12 protein-coding genes are annotated in these 18,394 nt (G+C 50.5%); 1 reads left to right on the top strand and 11 read right to left on the bottom strand.

Annotated features, from left to right (window positions below; genetic code table 11):
• Nucleotides 1–416 precede the first annotated feature (416 nt).
• The 9 genes from SH573x_RS15350 to SH573x_RS15310 all read right to left on the bottom strand — a co-directional run bounded on the left by SH573x_RS15350 (nucleotide 417) and on the right by SH573x_RS15310 (nucleotide 11,322).
• Entirely contained in the window at nucleotides 417–770 is a 354-nt protein-coding gene (locus tag SH573x_RS15350; protein WP_479356431.1) for a hypothetical protein, read from the bottom strand.
• Nucleotides 771–1,029: 259 nt separating this feature from the next.
• Nucleotides 1,030–2,538 (bottom strand): TolC family protein, encoded by a 1,509-nt coding sequence (locus SH573x_RS15345; protein ID WP_479356429.1) that lies wholly within the window; start codon nucleotides 2,536–2,538, stop codon nucleotides 1,030–1,032.
• Nucleotides 2,539–2,607: 69 nt separating this feature from the next.
• Nucleotides 2,608–3,021, bottom strand: a complete 414-nt coding sequence (locus tag SH573x_RS15340) for a hypothetical protein (protein ID WP_479356428.1) — start codon at nucleotides 3,019–3,021, stop codon at nucleotides 2,608–2,610.
• Nucleotides 3,022–3,269: 248 nt separating this feature from the next.
• The gene (locus tag SH573x_RS15335; protein ID WP_479356426.1) at nucleotides 3,270–5,390 is read right to left on the bottom strand and encodes a heavy metal translocating P-type ATPase; all 2,121 of its coding nucleotides are present in this window, start codon (nucleotides 5,388–5,390) and stop codon (nucleotides 3,270–3,272) included.
• Between the two features lie 39 nt (nucleotides 5,391–5,429).
• Nucleotides 5,430–5,927, bottom strand: a complete 498-nt coding sequence (locus SH573x_RS15330; RefSeq protein WP_479356425.1) for a thioredoxin family protein — start codon at nucleotides 5,925–5,927, stop codon at nucleotides 5,430–5,432.
• Between the two features lie 83 nt (nucleotides 5,928–6,010).
• Nucleotides 6,011–6,352 (bottom strand): heavy-metal-associated domain-containing protein, encoded by a 342-nt coding sequence (locus SH573x_RS15325; RefSeq protein ID WP_479356423.1) that lies wholly within the window; start codon nucleotides 6,350–6,352, stop codon nucleotides 6,011–6,013.
• 115 nt (nucleotides 6,353–6,467) lie between these two features.
• Complete coding sequence (locus tag SH573x_RS15320; RefSeq protein ID WP_479356421.1) at nucleotides 6,468–6,845, bottom strand: RND transporter; 378 nt, start codon at nucleotides 6,843–6,845, stop codon at nucleotides 6,468–6,470.
• Nucleotides 6,846–6,866: 21 nt separating this feature from the next.
• Entirely contained in the window at nucleotides 6,867–10,103 is a 3,237-nt protein-coding gene (locus SH573x_RS15315) for an efflux RND transporter permease subunit (RefSeq protein WP_479356420.1), read from the bottom strand.
• Between the two features lie 13 nt (nucleotides 10,104–10,116).
• Complete coding sequence (locus tag SH573x_RS15310; RefSeq protein ID WP_479356418.1) at nucleotides 10,117–11,322, bottom strand: efflux RND transporter periplasmic adaptor subunit; 1,206 nt, start codon at nucleotides 11,320–11,322, stop codon at nucleotides 10,117–10,119.
• Nucleotides 11,323–12,508: 1,186 nt separating this feature from the next.
• Here SH573x_RS15310 and SH573x_RS15305 point away from each other — a divergent pair.
• Nucleotides 12,509–12,871: a hypothetical protein gene (locus tag SH573x_RS15305; protein WP_479356416.1), complete on the top strand. Its 363-nt coding sequence runs from the start codon at nucleotides 12,509–12,511 to the stop codon at nucleotides 12,869–12,871.
• A gap of 227 nt (nucleotides 12,872–13,098) precedes the next feature.
• Here the strand turns inward: SH573x_RS15305 and SH573x_RS15300 are convergent, their stop codons facing one another.
• A complete protein-coding gene (locus SH573x_RS15300; protein ID WP_479356415.1) occupies nucleotides 13,099–14,694 on the bottom strand; it encodes a TolC family protein in 1,596 nt (531 codons plus the stop codon).
• 158 nt (nucleotides 14,695–14,852) lie between these two features.
• Nucleotides 14,853–18,392, bottom strand: a complete 3,540-nt coding sequence (locus SH573x_RS15295) for an efflux RND transporter permease subunit (RefSeq protein WP_479356414.1) — start codon at nucleotides 18,390–18,392, stop codon at nucleotides 14,853–14,855.
• Nucleotides 18,393–18,394: the final 2 nt, after the last annotated feature.

The following is an 18,394-nucleotide window of genomic DNA, read 5'->3' as shown; positions in this document are numbered from 1 at the left end:
TCGGCTCATTGCAATCGTGCGAGCCATCACATGGAACTTCTGGCGAGTCGGCTGAACGGTTCTCATCCTTGTCCGAACAATCCTTATGCTCCGCTTCAACATCATGTGATTCAGACGCATGATCGTGGCACCACAATTTCGGAGCATCTACGGCAACACACGCGTATTCAAAGGCGTGGTGGTGATGATGCACGCAGCAGCCAAATACCGCATGAACGATAAAGGCAATTAGTGCGAGTAAATTGGATGCTGCTTCAAACACGATATTTCCGAGGGTTACGTTGTATCCAAGTCGACGATTGTAGCAAATTTACGTAGCCGCTACCACGTTGATCGGCTACCCATCGATCGCAAATGAAGGAGAAACATCGAGAATCCACCCCTTCTTTGCTTGCATTGAGCTGGCCTCATGCCATTTAGTGGTGCCCAAGGAGGTAGTGCCCTGGGTGCCAGCTATGGTGCGAATGAACCGGCCGACCGTAATAGTTGTTCGAATAGTACGATGAAACCTGGGGAATCCCGGTTTGCGGGTAGCCGTAGTTGCTGCTGTACGGTTGCGAAAATTGGGAGTTGTAGCCGTACGATGGAATCCCGCCCCCATAGCCTTGAACAAAGCTTTGCTGCGGTGCAACGTAATGATGGTCGTGGTGCGAGTGGTGTCTGCTATAGCCTTGACCATACCCTCCATAGGACGGATGCTGGGCGATCGCCTCATTTGCCGTGAATAAAAATGCCAAGCCAATGACTGCTAAACCGTAGACCATTTTCATTCGATTGCTCCTAAAAGCACAACATGGAGATGTTGGAAGCAAGGATTCGCTTCCGATGCTTCGAGGTATACGCAAGAGTCGTACCGAGCGTTGTGTAATAGGGAATGAGGAATGGGAAATGAGGAAAAGTCGGGCATTTTCGCTAACGTTGCTTTTTGACGAGTTGTTGTTCATCCAATTGTTGTCATCAATTCGACTCGGACGACATCGAATTGACTTCCATTCCCTATTCCTCAATCCTTATTCCCTTTATTCCTCATTATTGCTGGCTAAACGTCAGACCGCGAAGCGAATCGCTACCGCTGCGATCTATAACCGCTTCGAGCGAACCCGAAAGGGCAAAGCCATCAACCTTGGCTTTGGCTGCGGCCAATTGTGCTTGGGCAGTCACGTATTGCAGGTTCGAATCAAAGTAGGTTCTTCGCGCAACAAGCAATTGGATGAAATCCATCTCTCCAGCCTTGTAAGCTGTTTCCGCCAGTGTTAAAGCTTCCTTGGCTCCTGGCAAAATTTCGTTGCCGTAGACGTTCACCGCTTCCAGCGAAGTCTCGAAATCGTTTGAGATAATTGCAAGCCGAGCACGAATCGCGTTCTCGATGCGTTTCGCTTCCATCAAGGCTCGGCAGTATTCCGCCCGGGCGGCCGCGATGTTCCCCTGGTTCTTGTTGAACACAGGAATAGGTAAGCCGACCTGTAGATTGATCAAGCCCGAATCGGTACCGTTGTCAAAACCGGCACCTAACTGTGTCGTAATATTTGGCACGGCCTGCACACCATGTCGTTCCAGTTCTGCTCGTGCTTGGCTGATTCGAGCTTGAGACGCCGCGTACTCGGGACTGGAAGCAACGATCGTTGACGCAACGCTATCCCACGTCATCGTTTCGGAAGGCAAAGGGAACTCGCTAACTAAGATCGTTGGCGGGAGTCCTTGTATTCCTGCGACGGCCGCGATCTCGCGCCATGATGCATCGTATCGAGCTTGAGTTTGTCGATAGGCAAGATCGATCTCGTTGCGTTGTACTCTGGTTTGCAACACATCAATCTTCGACCCTTCGGCAGCTTTCAATCTCAGTTGAGCCAGCTCGTATCCCTTGTCCATCAAGCCGCGAAACTCTTTGATCAAGATGAGTTGCTTCTGATAGCCAAGTGCGGTGTAGTACAGAGTTTGGATGTCGGTTGCCACTCGTAGCTTCTGTGCTTCCAGCTCTTGCAGTTGAGCACGCAACGCTTCGTTTTGCACGCGACGATTGAGTTCGAGTTTACCAGCGGTCGCGAATTCTTGCTCTGCGAATAGAAGGTGCTGGTCGGTTCCACGATCAGCGAGTTGCTGTGCTTGATATCCAACGGTCGGATTGGCATAGAGACCGACCTGCGTTCGATACCCAGCAGCTTTTTGAGTGGTTGCTGCCAGCTCTTTCACAGCGGGGTTGTTGTTGAGCGCAAGAGAAACTAATTCCTCGAGTGTCATACCATTGGGTGAAGCCAACGGCGTTTCGATTAGCTGATTTTGTGGGATTGAGTCGACGGCTGCGATGACAACGTTCGTATCGCCAGAGTCTCTCTCGTCAAGCGAACCGCTGGCCGGAATGACTGCGGAATCGACAATTAATTGATTGTCTGTGGCCTTTCCCACAGACTCAATCGCTACGGGCTTGCCATTCGAAGCATGATTTGAAAATCGATCCACTGAACGTCGACCGGATTTGACAGCACATCCGCAGGAGCAAGCCATCAAGGCGGCTACCAGACAAAGGAAGTTGTTTTTCATTGTGTTCACCCAGCCAAGAATCGAGAAAATCGCTCAAGCCATCAGAAGTTCGATGAAATGACGATTGGCTCAAATGCGCAGGTGAAAAACTTCAGTGAGACCAGCGGGCGGACGCAGCATGGAATCAACTTGGCTACGACGGTTCGCCACTACTTCGAATTCCAGCTCGCATGTGAACAGACTGACGGTGTCGATTTGGCGGTAAATCTCGACCGCAGAAGGCGGAACTACGCCGATATCTTTCATGATGCAATTAGGGCACTGCGAATCATCAGGTGGATTTCTAAGCGGCAATTCGTGATCGTATTGGGAGTTATCCGAGCCAGCAACATTGACACAGCTGTCACAAGACATTTCTGTACTGCGATCGACGGACAGCATGCGCGTAACCAAGCAAGACAGACAAACGTCCTGGGGCGCGAGAAAGCAAAACAGCATCCAAGCCGTCAGCCATCGCGATAATCTCTGTGACTTGTGTAACACAATGAATTCCTTACAAGTTGCTCGCTTTCCAACGCAAAGCGTTCCACTAGTACACCTTCGTCACTATCGGCATTGCAAACAATTCCTTCCAACCAATTCTTACGAATCCATCGATCGACCCAATTGCCGTTCGTCGTATTCTTTGCAATTTCTCCAGAGTGACAGAGTCAGTGATCTGCTAGCAAAAGCTCTTGGTTGACTGGGCAACCTTACGATGCATTTAATCCAACATTGAATGTTTGACTGACTTACGATTTGAGCAGTCGAAGACCGTTGGCAACGACCAACAGCGATGCGCCTGTGTCAGCAGCGATGGCTCCCCATAGCGAAGAAATTCCCATCAATGTCAGAACAACAAAAACCGCTTTTACGGCGAGTGAAAACACGATGTTTTGACGGATGATTTGCATGGTTCGCCTCGAATGACGAATCAGCCAGGGCACTTTGGCCAGTTCGTCGGACATCAGCGCGATGTCGGCAGTTTCAATCGCGGCGTCGCTGCCAACGGCTCCCATCGCAATTCCGAGCGTTGCCCTGGCAAGAGCGGGTGCATCGTTGACTCCGTCGCCGATCATCGCCACTTGCCCAAAGCGAGCGACAAGATCTGCGACCGAATTTACCTTATCCTCGGGCAACAATTCGGCCTTTACTTCGTCGATACCTACGGCCTTCGAGACAACTTGTGCCGTTCCTGCATTATCACCCGTCAGCATCACGATTTTTTCGATGCCGAGTCGGTGAAGCTCCTTGATCGCGTCAATGCTCTCCTTGCGAATCGTATCTCCCATCGCAATGAAGCCGCAAACATGCTCGTCGTTGCCTACCACGACGATCGAACGACCTGCATTTTGCAACACTTCCAATTGCTCGTGAACCTCTGGTGTTTCTTGACCGCGTTCTTCGAGGTAGCGATGCGATCCGAGCCAATAGAGCTTGCCGCCGATTGTCCCGCGTGCTCCTTTGCCTTGGATGATTTCGAACTTCTCTGACGACGGAAGCGTGAGTCCACGTTTTTTGACTTCATCGAGGATGGCTTGGGCCAGAGGATGCGAGCTGCTTTGCTCGAGAGCACCCGCTCGCGTGAGAAGTTCCGTTTCATCATGCCCATTCATCGGGACGATTTCTACGACAGTCGGTTTACCTTGGGTGATGGTTCCAGTTTTATCGAGTGCAATCGCTTTTAGTCGTGCCGGGATTTCGACAAACAATCCACCCTTGATGAGTACACCATGTTTTGCCGCAGACGTAAGCGCCGCGACGATGCTAACGGGAGTAGATATAACCAGTGCGCATGGACAAGCGATTACCAAAAGCACCAGCGATCGATAAAACCAATCCGACCACAAACCGCCAAAAAGCGTTGGTGGAATTATACAGACAAGTAGCGCCGCAATCATGACCGCCGGCGTGTAGATCGCGGCGAACTTCTCGACCCACATTTCCGAAGGAGCCCGTTTGGACTGGGCATCGCCGACCATGTTGATTATTTGAGCTAGCATCGTATCTTCGGCAAGTTTGGTCGTTTCAACTTCGAGCAATCCATCACCGTTGACCGTACCTGCAAAGACCAAGTCACCTACTTTCTTCTCGACGGGAACACTTTCACCTGTGATCGATGCTTGATTGATACTGCTCGCACCGGAAACGACTTTTCCATCTAACGGCAATTTGTCTCCAGGGCGAATGACCACAATGGAACCAACTGCGACTTCGTCGGGGGCCACTTCTTTCGATCGACCGTCTGGCTGTTTGACATTGGCCATCGAAGGGCTAAGGTCCATTAACTTGCCGATCGCATTGCGAGCACGTCCAACGCTCCACGATTCCAGCAACAGCGAAAGGGAAAATAGAAACGCGACAGTTGCTCCCTCGGACCATTCACCTATCAGAGCCGCACCGACGACAGCGACCGTCATCAGAAGGTTCATATCCGGTCGCAGCGATACCAAGGATCGCCATGCTTTGGGAAACACCATCCCGCAACCAGCCACGATCCCAATCGCGTAAAAACCCTTCGCAATCCACTCCATCGCACCGCTGGATGATCCGCTCCCAAGCCACTCGATCAAGAATCCGATCAGTCCAGCTAGTCCACTGGCAGCAGTCAACAACGATCGTCTGTTTCGTGTCCAATACGAATCGACAATCATGTCAAGGCTCGCTTTCCAGCGCGTAGCCTTTAGCCCACTCCTCGCGATGGCGTCTTCAATCTCGGTTTGCCCTATCGAAGAGTCACTCGTATTCACGGTAAGCTTTGCGTTGAGCAAGTCAAAGCTCAACGACTCTTCACCTACCAACGGAACAAGTTCCCTTTTCAACAACGCAACTTCTTCGGCGCAGTCCATTCCATGGATACGGTATTGCAACACAGTTGACCTTCTATCTTTCTTGGAATCCATCGCATTCGCTCAGTACTTTTCCTCACCAGCCATACCCACATTAGCGAACACTGCTGCCTCTAACGCGTCGATTAAGTCGCTTTTCGATTGCGCACCAACTAATCGTTTAACCTCGATCCCGCGATCAAAAATCAAGACAGTCGGATACCGCTGGATTTGATACTTCTCCTTGATGAATGGGTTTTGATCGATATTCAGTTCAGCAACGATGACTTTGTCCTTCATCTGTTGAGCAAGTTCCTGAATCGTCGGCTTCATCCCGATACACGGTTGACACCATGGTGCCCACATGTCGACCAACACAAGCTGGTTGCTGCCGATGAGCGTATCTTGAAACGTCCGGTCCGTAAGTTGAAGAGGAGCGACACTAACCGAAGAGTTTTGTTCAATATTTATCGATTCGTGACGAGTCATACATCCAGACTGGCAAATAAACAGCGTCAATGCCAAAACGGTACTCGGAACTGCGAGTCGCGAAAAGTCTCCTTGCATGGTTGTGGCTTTCAAATGTACATTCCTCCAGATTCCTCCTGCCGGACGCCCTTCACCCTGCGAAGCACAGGATGAAGGGAGTAAGAGCGTTACGCCATCTACTTCTTCGGTTTTGATGTGAAAGTTCCACCAGGTCCCACCAGCTTCACTGGCTCCTTGCCTGCTTTCTCGATCGCTTCCCAGAGCAGTAACGGCGATAATGATGAACTCTTCTTTGGAGTCACGACAGCCACCTTCGACTTGACATCCGTTTTGACCGAATCAACACCTTCCAATTCAGACAGCGTTGCACCAACCTTCTTGGCGCAACTCTCACAGTCGAGCGTTTTCAAGGTAATGGTTGTTGCGTTTTTTGAATTCGCAGGTGATGCCTCGGATCGCTGGATCGCGACAGCAGTCATCGCCAGGACAACCAATAGACACAGGGAAATACGGTACATTTTCAGATTCCTTTCATTGGATCGAAAAAACTTAAGTGCAGTTCTCGAATCAAGCCAAACGCGGACACATGAGATTCCTCACTTAGTCCGCGTTTTTCAATGTTTCGCAATGGATCTATTCAGTTGGTTTTGGTGGCTTGTGTCCGGTCTTTGCTTCGTAAGTCGCAGCAAATTTCTCGAAGCGTTTTGGACCGCAGAGGAAACACTGCGACTCAGGGCGATCGTGTTCCTTGCACCAGTCTCCCGCCGCTTTAAATTTGGCGACTAACGAAGAATCGCAACGTGCGCATTCGCTTTCAGGCACACCGTGCTCGACGCACCACCAGCCACCATGACTGTGATCCACGCCAGACGAAATCGTCGCTTTTGCGGCATCATCCGAAGTGGTTTTGCTGTTGCATCCACTCAGTCCAATCGCGCTCATGATGAGCAATCCGATCATTCCGATTGCCAAGCAGCGTGTTCTAGTAATCAAATGCATTTGAATCTCCATCGGCTTTGCCGAAACAAGGGGTTAGACTGTTGATCGCTCTCGCTTGAATTGTTGGGCAGACAAAGCGTCTGAACTCCATTCCTGCGAGACCTCAGGCTCAGTCGGGGTAACAGGTTGGAAACGGTGAACATCATCGTTTCCATCATCTTCGTCGTGGCTCGTACTCGGAAGATTAAAGACTACGTACAGAACTCGTAAAACAAGTAAGCTCATGACCATCGCACTGCACACACCTCCAATGACTACGGTTGCAAGCGGCCTTTGTACTTCGGAGCCCATGCCATCGCTAAACGCCATTGGAACGAAACCGAGACTAGCCACCAACGTGGTCATGAGAATCGGGCGCAAACGCGTCATGGCCGCTTCTTCGACTGCCTCATCCAACGAACGCCCCCGTCGACGAAGTTGTCGGATCGTCGATACCAACAGCATGTCATCTAACACTGCTACGCCTGAGAGCGCGATGAAACCTACGGCAGCCGAGATTGAGAATGGCATGTCACGAATCCAAAGCGCGAGCACACCGCCGATCCAAGCGAACGGTACGCCCGTGAATACTCGAAACGAATCCACCCAATTGCGATAGGTCATATACAGCAGCGACAAGATCATCAATAGTGCGATTGGTACGACGATCATCAATCGCGTTTGGGCACGCTGGAGATTCTCAAACTGCCCGCCCCATTCGATTCGGTAACGGCCAGCGGGTAGTTGTACTTTATGAGAAATGGTTTGCTGTGCTTCAGCCACAAAGCTGCCAAGATCACGCCCACGAACATTGGCTTCGATTGTAATTCGGCGCTGATACCAATCACGCTTGATGGTGTTTGGACCCGTGACCTTTTCGATGGTGGCGAGTCGCGACAATGGAATGCGTTCACCGCTCGGTGTGGCGACGAGAATTTGACGTATCGCATCGGGATCTGCTCTCGCCTTATCGGGAAGTCGAATAATTAGCGGAAATCGTAGCTGCCCTTCGTACACCTCACCTACGTTGTGAGTTCCCAAAGCTCGAACAATATTCATGACCGTACTTGCAGAAATCCCATACCGCGCGATCTCATCTTGTTTAATGCGAATCTGAAGCAGCGGCTGACCTGATACCTGTTCAACTTTGACATCGTCTGCACCAGGAATTGAATTGAGAACGCGTTCGACTTCGGTTGCTTTTGCGACCATCAAATCCAGATCGTCACCGTACAGAATTGCAGCAACATCCGAACGCACCCCAGAAATCATTTCGTTCATCCGCATTTCAATCGGCTGCGACATGGCTAGTCGCGGACCGGGTAAATCACGGAGTTCCTCCTGAACAAGCACTGTCAATTCTTCCTGCGTTCTTGCCCTCGTCCAACCTTCGCGAGGGTGAAGGGTAATGAACAGATCAGTCAACTCCGTTCCCATCGGATCGGTTGCAACCTCTGCCGTTCCGATACGACTCCAAATCTGAGCAATCTCCTTCGGAAACTTCTCAAGCAGCACTTGCTCCATTTTGGTGTTATAGCGAATCGACTCCTCCATAGTTGTTCCTGCCAGTCGAACGACGTTGAGTGTGATTGCCCCCTCGGATAGTCGCGGCACAAACTCTGATCCAAGGTTGGGTGCGACCAATGAAAAAACGGAAACGAGTAGCAGTAACGCCATGCCAATCACGAATGCTTTGTGGTGCATTGTGTAACGAAGCACTGGAGCATAAAGTCGCTTCAGAATTCGCAGTAGCAAAGGGTCTCGTTCTTCGATTTTCTTAGGAAGGAACAGACTGGCGAGAACCGGCATCAACGTTAACGACAGCACCATGGAACCGGCCAAAGCTAAGATAACTGTCATAGCCATTGGCCGAAAAAGTTTTCCTTCGACACCTTCCAGTGTTAGGATTGGCAAGTAGACAATCATAATGATAAGCTCACCAAACATGGTCGGTTTGCGAACTTCAATGGCCGCGTCGCGAATGACTTCGAGACGGCTTTTGCCTTCTCGATTGTGAGCTAAGTGGCGAACGCAGTTTTCGACCATCACAACCGAACTATCAACCACAAGCCCAAAATCAATGGCTCCCAAACTCATCAGGCTTGCCGCAATTCCGTATTGCAGCATACCAGAAAAAGCGAACAACATGGAGAGAGGAATCGCGAGCGCCACAATGATCCCGGCTCGCAGATTTCCCAAGAAGACGAATAGTACCGCTACAACGAGCAACCCGCCTTCGAACAGATTCTTTTGCACTGTGTGAATGACATGATCGATTAACTCCGTTCGATCATAGACCGTTTGAAGTTTGATTCCTGGCGGTAAGGTCTCTCGAATCGCCCTGATTTTCTCCTTGATCGCCCATGTAACTTGATGACTGTTTTCGCCCATCAACATGAAGCCCAGGCCCAAAACCGCCTCGCCGCGACCATTGGCCGTCACCGCGCCACGGCGTATTTCATGACCGAGCTGAACATCTGCAACATCTCGAATGCGTACCGGACTGCCGGCTTCGGATTTGATTACAATGTCTGCGATCTCGTTGAGGTTCACGGTCCTGCCGACACCGTGAACCAATAACATTTCGCTACCGTCGTCAACCGTACCCCCACCCACATTTTCGTTGTTAGATTTTAACGCATCCGACACTTGTTCGAACGTAAGGCCGAACTTGAATAAACGCTCGGGGTCAAGTCGAATTTGATACTGCTTCTCGTAGCCGCCCCAACTATTGACCTCCGCTACGCCACGAACCGAACGCAATTGAGGCTTGACCACCCAATCATGAATCGTCCGCAATTCAGTGATCCGCTTGATGCGTTCTTCTTGTCGAATCTGAGAGAAATCGACTCCGTCATAGACCAATACATAGTGAAAGACTTCGCCCAATCCCGTTGAGACCGGTCCCATCTGCGGTCGTTGAATTCCATCAGGCAAGTTCACTGTCGAAAGGCGTTCGTTGATTAGTTGCCTAGCAAAGTAAATATCGACTCCGTCGTCGAAGATGACGGTGACCTGAGAAAGACCAAATTTAGAGATCGATCGAAGCTGGTTCAACCTCGGCAATCCGCTGATCGCTTGCTCGACAGGAAACGTAATTTGCCGCTCGATTTCCTCGGATGCAAGTGACGGTGCTACCGTGTTGATCTGAATCATGACCGGGGTTGTGTCCGGAAACGCATCGATGTCGAGTTGCTGAAGCGAGTACACTCCCAAAGCAGCGAATAGAAGCGTTGCCACAATGACAAGGGCACGGTGTTTCAAGCAAGCGTCGATAATCCAATTGAGCATCTCAGTTTCCTTTCTATTTAGCGCAGCAGTCGCAACCAGCACCAAGGTTGTTCTTGAGGAGTTGCGCCTTCAACACGTCGCTACCAGCCGTCGCGATAACCTCCCCTGGTAAGACACCGGATAAAATTTCAGAATACTTGCCATCGTTTGCGCCGATCCGAACAGTACGAACATGAAAGACCTTGGGGCTTTCTGGGCTATCGAAATAGCCTTTGTCACGAACGAATACCACTTGGCAGCAACCTTCCCAATGCGAAGCAGTGGACGGTATTACGATCGCATCGGATTCCGATCTCAGAAGAACCTCCACCGAACCAAAAGTTTCGTTTCGAAGCAGTTTATTTTGGTTGTCTAAGCTGGCGCGAGCTTGAACCATCCGCGTCGTCTTGTCTGCTGACGTACTGATCCAGTCGATCGCACCCATCGTAACTTTGCTATTACCGTCGGTATGAAAGCGAACAGATTGGCCGGGAGCGATTTGATTCATCGATTCAAGTGGGACATTGATCGTTAGCCACATGCGACTGACATCGGCAACTTGAAAAAGAATTCGAGCCGGATCGACAACCTCACCTGCGGAAGCGGTGCGATCAATCACAACTCCATCGAGTGGCGACAGAATTGGCATCAGATTGGAAGACGACGTTTCCAGATTGAGTCGCGAGCGAATGGAGTCCGGTATGGCGAACAAACGGAGTTCAGCGAGTATTTGCTGTTCGGAGAGTCGCTGCAGTTCGTTGGCCTGCACGGGTAGACCAAGATTTTTGAGTGACTGTTCCGCGCTCAGTAAGTCCGCTTGGGCTTTTGACAATGCAGCTTCGGCCTCGATAATTCGGGCCCCGGGAACAGCGTCTCGGGCCAGCGTGAGCCGTGAGACATTCTGTTGCTGAAGCTTTCGTTCTGCAAGCGAACGCATCAGCGCTGTTTTGAGTGCGCCCACCTCTGCAGCATCGATAATTGCAAGCAGTTCGCCTTTTGAAACTATGTCTCCAACATTTTTTTCAACACTCCAGATGCTTCCGGCAACGCGTGAAGCGAGGCTCGACTTGCGGGTTGGATCGTAAATGATCGAACCGCTGCAACGAATCGATTCCACGATGGGTCGGCGATCAACGATTTCTACATCGACTCCCGCTTGCTTCGCCGATTCGACTGATGCGAACTGAATACGAGATTGATAGATCTTGCACTCGCTGTTGTTGGCCTTGCGCGGCGACATGCTGAGGGCTCGAGCAACTCGTACTAGATCGGCTTGCAATGTGGTTGCTGGCACCTTGAGTTGCGCTATTTCTGGATGATGCAAAGTGCAGTTATGAACACCATGCACTTCACACCAACCAAAATCTGGGCCCTTTGGTAATAACCCTGGGTCGCACTCGACGCAAATTGACTCCGGTACGCTGTGCTCGTCACACCAGTCATCCACAACCTTAGTCGAAGTCCCGGTCAGCGAACCAAACTTGGGGATTCTCCAATCGTTCTTGTGGCCAAAGTAGAATAATGCCGCAAAACTGACCAGAACCAACGTCGGCCCTAAGGCGACAACGAACTTTGCCAGCGTTTGCTTTAAATAGCTCGGCCGCGTCGATCGGAGCGTCTCGCTAGGTAGCGAAAACGATGCCTCATCACCTGTTCGGTTTTTAAGAGCATTGTTCGGCTCATTCAAAACGGAACCAGAAGTATAGCGAATCATAGCTAATTCCAGAAGTTTGATTGTTTGGTCGAGGTAGATTGGCCAGCCAGAGTTCCGCAGCGCTTTCGTCAAAAAAAGACGAACAGAACGGTAGACGAGCTACACGAATTGGACATTCCCAAACACAAGCGTGCGATCGGGCCGCGAAGGTAGAAATTCGCTAGATTTGCAGGATGGAATAGGCGCGCAGAATCGCCCGCCCAAACACCAAAGCCCGATCTGTCAAATGATCAGCAGGCTTGGCGCAGTCCGCTTGCCCCATCGAAGAAGTATATGATTCGTTAACCGCAAAATCTAAGACCACGAAGTCATGCAGATCGCAGATCGAATCGGTCTCTGAAACGAGAGCACCGCCACAGAAACAATTACAGCATTCGGACGATGGATCGCAGGGGGCATCAGACCCGCCCCCTTCGCTCGTGCCAGAATCGCAACAGTGACACGCTGGCGGAACTTCCAACTGTGAAGGAGCACTGCCAAACTGTTCGTGGAAATCGCAGAAATCGTTGCATAGCACTGGGCAGACCAGTACTTGAAGACACATCAAAATCGCAATTATTCTTGGGACCAACATCAAATCTCCTACGTGGAAGAATATTCGACCGCAGATCGCAAGTCAATCTCAGTAGCTTGGTACATATCGAATGATCGAATGACGCACATCGCGGTTTACGCCTCGAGTGGCGGTTGAACGTCAAAATCCACTTACTTCTTGCAGCATCCCTTGGTGCAGGTCGCGGTTTTGGCCTCGACCGTGCTTGCCGCCTTGTCGGCACAGCAGCCAGCCGAGCAGCCCGTTGCTCCCCCGTCGCAGCAATCGCATTTGCACTCTTCGCAGGAGCAGACGCCAGTTTCACAGCAGCATCCGCCATCAGGACAGCAAGTTTCACAAGCACAAACCTTTGGTTCGGCAGTCAAATTCGATTTGTTTGCGAAATTTGCTCCCATCACCACTCCAAGGCCGATCAAACACAACAACACCAACGATGCAATGATCTTCATTTCATTTTTCCGTGTAAAAGCACTCGAACTTCAACTTGTTTCTTTGGCAGCGACTGGCTTCACATTAGTTTGATGCCAAAGCCAAGCGGAACCTTCACGAAATCGAACAATTTTTTGTCAACGTCCTACGAGCAAGACTGATTGCCTTTCAACCAGCCTAACGTGGGTACAGACTTTGGGCGTTAGACTTCAGATGCGGCGCTTGTGCTAAAATCCACCGCGAAAGAAGAGAAAAAAAACTCTAACGTTCAATTCTTCCATTCTTCTGGCAGGCAATGCCAACATTCGTCTAAAATGAGGTCATTCGAAACCTGTCGAAATTTCGCATCCGACCGTTCGTTCGAGCTGTGCTAGTATTCCGGCCAAGGTCGCTTCAATACGAGCAACCTCGACTCGAAAAACCAAGACCTCCGAAAAGTTGTCGATCAACTGAACAAATGAGATCTTTCCAACAGTGTATTCAGACTGAGAGATTTCAAAGGCCTGCTCTGCCCTCGGGATAATTTTTTCCACATAAAGCGAGCGTTGCTTATCAAGCGATTGAGCTTGTTGAGCGAGCCTCCGCAAGCGACCTGCGATTGAGTTCCATTCGGATTGGTGAAGCTGAGTTGAGCTATTTCTTTCGGAGACTGCCTGGCAGATTCCAGCTTGGATCTTATTCTTCCAAATTGGAAGAGTTGTGCCAACAGAAAAGCTGATGTTGTCGATACCATCGGCGAGTGGACTAATTGCTTCGCTTGTACTCATCATGCCATATTGAACACCGTAGGTCAGGTCTGGATATTTTTGTAGGGAAGCGACTCGTTGCTTTTGCAGATCACGTTGAATCTGCCAAGCGAAGCTTTGAAGGGTAGGATTACATTGTTGGGCAGTTGCTAACAGCGAATCGAGTTGAATGGCCACTTCATTTATGGGCAAGCTTTCGGTAGTAACAACGAAGAGTTCAAGTGGTTGCTGAACGAGCGTCGCGAGGTCTGCTTGAGCAACTTGAAGTTGCTGGTTGAGTTCTAAGAGTTGCTGATCACGTTTTTCGACTTCTAACTCAGCACGGATGACATCCTGTTGCGATCCGCCTGAACGAAATCGATTTTGTGCAATTTTGACGATTTGCTCGGCTAGTTTTCGATTCTCATTGACAATCCGATACGCTTGGGTCGAAAACCACACTTCATAGTAAGCCAAACGAACTGATTCAGCGATCTCGCGCTCGATCTGCCGCATTTCAGCTTGAGCCATTCCGACTTCTCTGATGGCGACTTCTGCTTGGGCACGCAACTTCTCCGGCCATGGAACGGTTTGAGATAGTGAAAGCTGATTCGTCATGCGGCCGCTGGCCAGTTGCTGGGCGTTGTTCGCAATTGGCCAGAACAAGGTTTCTGCCATTGGATCTGGAAGAGCACGAGCTTGTGGAATGCGAAACTGTGCTGCCGCAATCCTCGAGCGGGCTGACTGGATTTTAGGATGAATGGCGATTGCCTCTTGAATTAGCTCTTCCACACTTGTAAGTGTCTTCTGTTCGTCTTCCCCACTTTGATCGCTCTTCCCCTCATCGTTAACAATTTTGTCCTTGTCTTCGTCTATATCGCCTATTTCGTTCTTCTCATTCTTCTGCTCACTCCGTTCTTTCTCGCCCGCCTCATTAGCAAACACATTGGCAGAGGCTAATATTATGGGACCGTTTGTTGGGCTGCGAGTTTTGTTTATTTTGACATCCCGATCTCGTGATGGCTTTTCCTCGCTTGAGTTCTTTTGGGGGAAGTTCGAGGTAGATGTCAGGCGAATCCGGGAATCTGCGCGAGGTTGGGCACTCGTGCACCCCGCAATCGGTACAACCAGTAGAATCACCACAACCAGAATTTGTCGATTGAGAGATTTTTGATTCAATGATTGAGTCATTCGGGATTTCCTTCCTTAAGAGCCCCTCCACGGGCATTGATCTCTGTCGAAGCGACAGCTAACGTGGTAGGAAGCCGCGCATACCCTTTTATCGGAATCGCAACGCGACAAATCTAATACATGCCGTTTTGACGGCATAACCCGTAGAATCGATTTACTTAGTTGGGTTCCGTCGGCTTATTGAAAGGGAGATGCCATTCCTTAACTAAGCAGTAGATGCAAGGAATCACGAAAAGTGTGATGAGAGCCACACTCATTCCTCCGACGCTCGGGATGGCCATAGGTTGCATCACGTCCGAACCACGCCCACTGTCGAGAAAGATCGGCGCAAGACCAAGGATCGTTGTGACGGACGTCATGAGGCATGGGCGGATGCGCTTCATGCCTGCTTCAACGACAAGATTCCGCATATCTTCTTTGGTTCGGGGTGGCTTATCGCGAGATAGATCTTCGAGGTAAGTGAGCATAACGATACTATCATCGTCGGCGACGCCAAATAGCGCAATGAATCCAACCCACACGGCGACACTTAGATTGCTGCCCCAGAAAAACAGACCGATAAACCCTCCTGAAAACGATACCGCGATATCCACAAAGACCAATATCACCAGCCACCACTTGCCGAAGCCAATGTACATTGAAAAAAACATTGACAAGAGAACAATAGGAACCAACATTGATAGCCTCGCCATGGCGCGCTGTTGGTTTTCAAACTGGCCAGACCAGGTCCAGTAGTAACCCGTAGGGACGACCAACGAGGCTTCGGATTCGCGCCCTGCAGCAATCAACTCGTCGCTCTTTTTCTTCTCGGATTGTAACAGTCGTTCTGCTTCTTCTACGACACTAATTTCGTCTCGGTCACGAGTGTTTAAAGTGACGTAGCCAACCAGCAAACCATTTTCGCTTTTGATCTCTTGTGGACCAACGCTGAATGTGAGTTTTGCCACCTGTGCGATAGGAATGTGCTCTCCCGTTGATGTCGGTACCAAAATGTGTTCGAGATCGTCGAATCGTTCGCGTAGTTCGCGTGGATAGCGAACACGAATCTGGTAACGCTCTCGTTTTTCAACAGTTGTTGTCAGTGGCTCTCCGCCGATAGCAACCTCGATGATATCCTGAATATCGCGGATGCTGACACCATAGCGTGCTGCTGCCACACGATCGATCTCGTATTCAAGGTATGGCTTTCCTACGAGTCGGTCAGACACAACATCGACCGCACCGGGCACTTTTTTCAAGAGCTGCTCCATTTGCAGCGCTACGCGTTCGATTTCGTGAAGATCGTTGCCAAAAACCTTCACGCCCATCATAGCGCGGAATCCTGATTGCAACATCACAATGCGGGTTTGGATCGGCTGAAGCCATGTTGGAAGCACACCGGGAATCGCGACCTTCTGATTCAATTCCGCCAGGATTTCGTCTTTGCTGATTGAACGTTCTTCAGGCCAAATCTTCCGCAGTACCGGACGACACCAATTCAGCCAAGCAAGTTCACTATACCAACGTTTTTCAATAATCCTTCGCCATTTCTCAGGAGCCTTAAGTGTGACGATCGTCTCAATCATGCTGATCGGAGCAGGATCGATGGCCGATTCGGCCCGACCGGCTTTACCGACGACATGCTCGACTTCAGGGACTGATTTAAGCGACATATTTTGTTGGGCGATTACCTCTTGCACTTGAGTCAACGAAGTCGAAGGTAATAAGGACGGCATGTATAGAAACGATCCCTCGTCGAGTGGAGGCATGAACTCGCGACCGATTCCAGGGAAAGTGCGATCGAGACGTTGCCACGCGGGCCACGTTTTCGGTTCGACGCCAACCGCCTTCATCGTGACGGTTAGTGGCATCGTCATGCGGTCAAAGCCCAGCCAAATGGTGAGTCCGATCATAAGGACCGCAGTGGGAAGCATTAAAAACGTGCCTTTGTGAGCCAACACCCAGCGCAGTGCTGGTTTATAGACGACGAAGATCGCTCGCGAGACTCTGTTTTCTTCTAGGGGCAGCAAACGTTCGCGGGCCATTCGGTAAACGAGGGCAGTCACAAGCAAACCAGTACCGATCGCGGTAGGCCAGCCAGTCGAGACGCCGCTCATTCCGAGGCCCCATATGAAGGCGAATCGCATTGTGATGAGCGTAAGCAAGCCAGCTACACAAGCAACGAGCAACGACCGTCTCTTCGACCAAACGACAGGTTTAAGCAAGTAATAACACAGCACGGGAACGACCGTGATCGCAAGGATTACTGAGGCGGCAACGGCGAAGGTTTTGGTGTACGCAAGAGGCTGAAACATCTTTCCTTCTGAGCCAGTCAAAGCAAAAACCGGAATGAAGGAAATGACCGTATTGGAAACTGCACTCACGATGGCTCCACCGACTTCACACGCGGCCTCGTAAACAACTTCGGCGTAAGGGCGTTCAGGTTCGGCGGCCACACGGCGATAGATGTTTTCGGTCATGATGATGCCCATGTCGCTCACATCACCGATAGCGATGGCAATCCCGGCTAGCGACATGATGTTGCTGTCCACACCGAACCAATACATCGCGGCGAAAGTCATTGCCAGTGCCAACGGTAGAGTTGGCAGCACGGCCAGCGAGCTCCGAAGGTGCAACAGAAACAAGATAACGATAAGACCAACGACAATGGACTCTTCGATCAAATTGTCTTTCAGCGTAGCCATCGTTTCATGAATGATCTCGGTCCGGTCATAATATGGCACGAGTTTCACAGGTGAGACTTTGCCGGAGGCAAGCAGAACTTGTAAGCCTGGTTCAATCTCAGCGATGCGAGCCTTTAATCGACGGATGACCTCACGCGGATTCTCGCCGTAACGCATCAGCACTACCGCCCCAACTGCTTCATGCCCGGCGTTATCGAGCGTACCACGCCGAAACTCCGGGCCAAGTTGCACGGTAGCGACGTTCTTAACGGAGATCGGCGTACCTGCCTCTTGCCGAATGACGATATTTTCGATGTCAGCTATGTTCTTGACAAAGCCTTTGCCGCGAATGAAGAATTCGAAGCGATTGTTTTCGACAACTTGTGCACCAACGTCGACGTTGCTGCGACGTACGGCTTCGTAGAGTTCCGGTAACGTCACACGATGTGCACGAAGCTTATCCGGCATGACGTCAATTTGGTACTGTTTCACAAAGCCGCCGAGCGTCGCTACTTCAGTGACCCCTTCGACCGCTTGCAACTGATAGCGAATATACCAGTCCTGAAGTGACCGTAGCTGCTGGAGATCGGCTCCATCGGCTTCGAGTGTGTAATAAAAGATCTGCCCGAGTGCTGTCGCGTCCGGTCCAAGCGTCGGCACGACTCCTTGTGGCAATTTGGATAACGCTACATTCATCCGTTCGAGCACTCGCGACCGCGCCCAGTAATAATCGACTTCATCTTTGAAAATGATGTAAACCATTGAGAAGCCGAAGCCGGAAAAGGAACGAATTGACTTCACTCCTGGCGTACCTGACAAGCTAACCGTGAGTGGATAAGTGACTTGATCTTCAACATCTTGTGGAGACCGTCCCGGCCAATCGGCGATAACGATTACCTGCTTCTCGCCGATGTCTGGGATTGCATCAATCGTCGCATGCGTCAGAGAGTAATAACCAACTCCGAGAACGGCGAATGCAATCAGAATCACCAAAAACCGATTTTTTAGACACCATCGGATAATAAAGTTCGTCATGA

It is taken from the genome of Rania fehmarnensis (genome assembly GCF_056494185.1).
The sequence above is the reverse complement of the archived record's forward strand: the minus strand, read 5'-3'. Positions and strand labels throughout refer to the sequence as shown.

Excerpts from the sequence above, each read along its gene's own strand:
- SH573x_RS15300 (WP_479356415.1), bottom strand. The coding sequence starts at position 14,694 with ATGACTCAATCATTGAATCAAAAATCTCTCAATCGACAAATTCTGGTT.
- SH573x_RS15345 (WP_479356429.1), bottom strand. The coding sequence starts at position 2,538 with ATGAAAAACAACTTCCTTTGTCTGGTAGCCGCCTTGATGGCTTGCTCC.
- SH573x_RS15320 (WP_479356421.1), bottom strand. The coding sequence starts at position 6,845 with ATGGAGATTCAAATGCATTTGATTACTAGAACACGCTGCTTGGCAATC.
- SH573x_RS15325 (WP_479356423.1), bottom strand. The coding sequence starts at position 6,352 with ATGTACCGTATTTCCCTGTGTCTATTGGTTGTCCTGGCGATGACTGCT.
- SH573x_RS15315 (WP_479356420.1), bottom strand. The coding sequence starts at position 10,103 with ATGCTCAATTGGATTATCGACGCTTGCTTGAAACACCGTGCCCTTGTC.
- SH573x_RS15310 (WP_479356418.1), bottom strand. The coding sequence starts at position 11,322 with ATGTCGCCGCGCAAGGCCAACAACAGCGAGTGCAAGATCTATCAATCT.
- SH573x_RS15295 (WP_479356414.1), bottom strand. The coding sequence starts at position 18,392 with ATGACGAACTTTATTATCCGATGGTGTCTAAAAAATCGGTTTTTGGTG.
- SH573x_RS15350 (WP_479356431.1), bottom strand. The coding sequence starts at position 770 with ATGAAAATGGTCTACGGTTTAGCAGTCATTGGCTTGGCATTTTTATTC.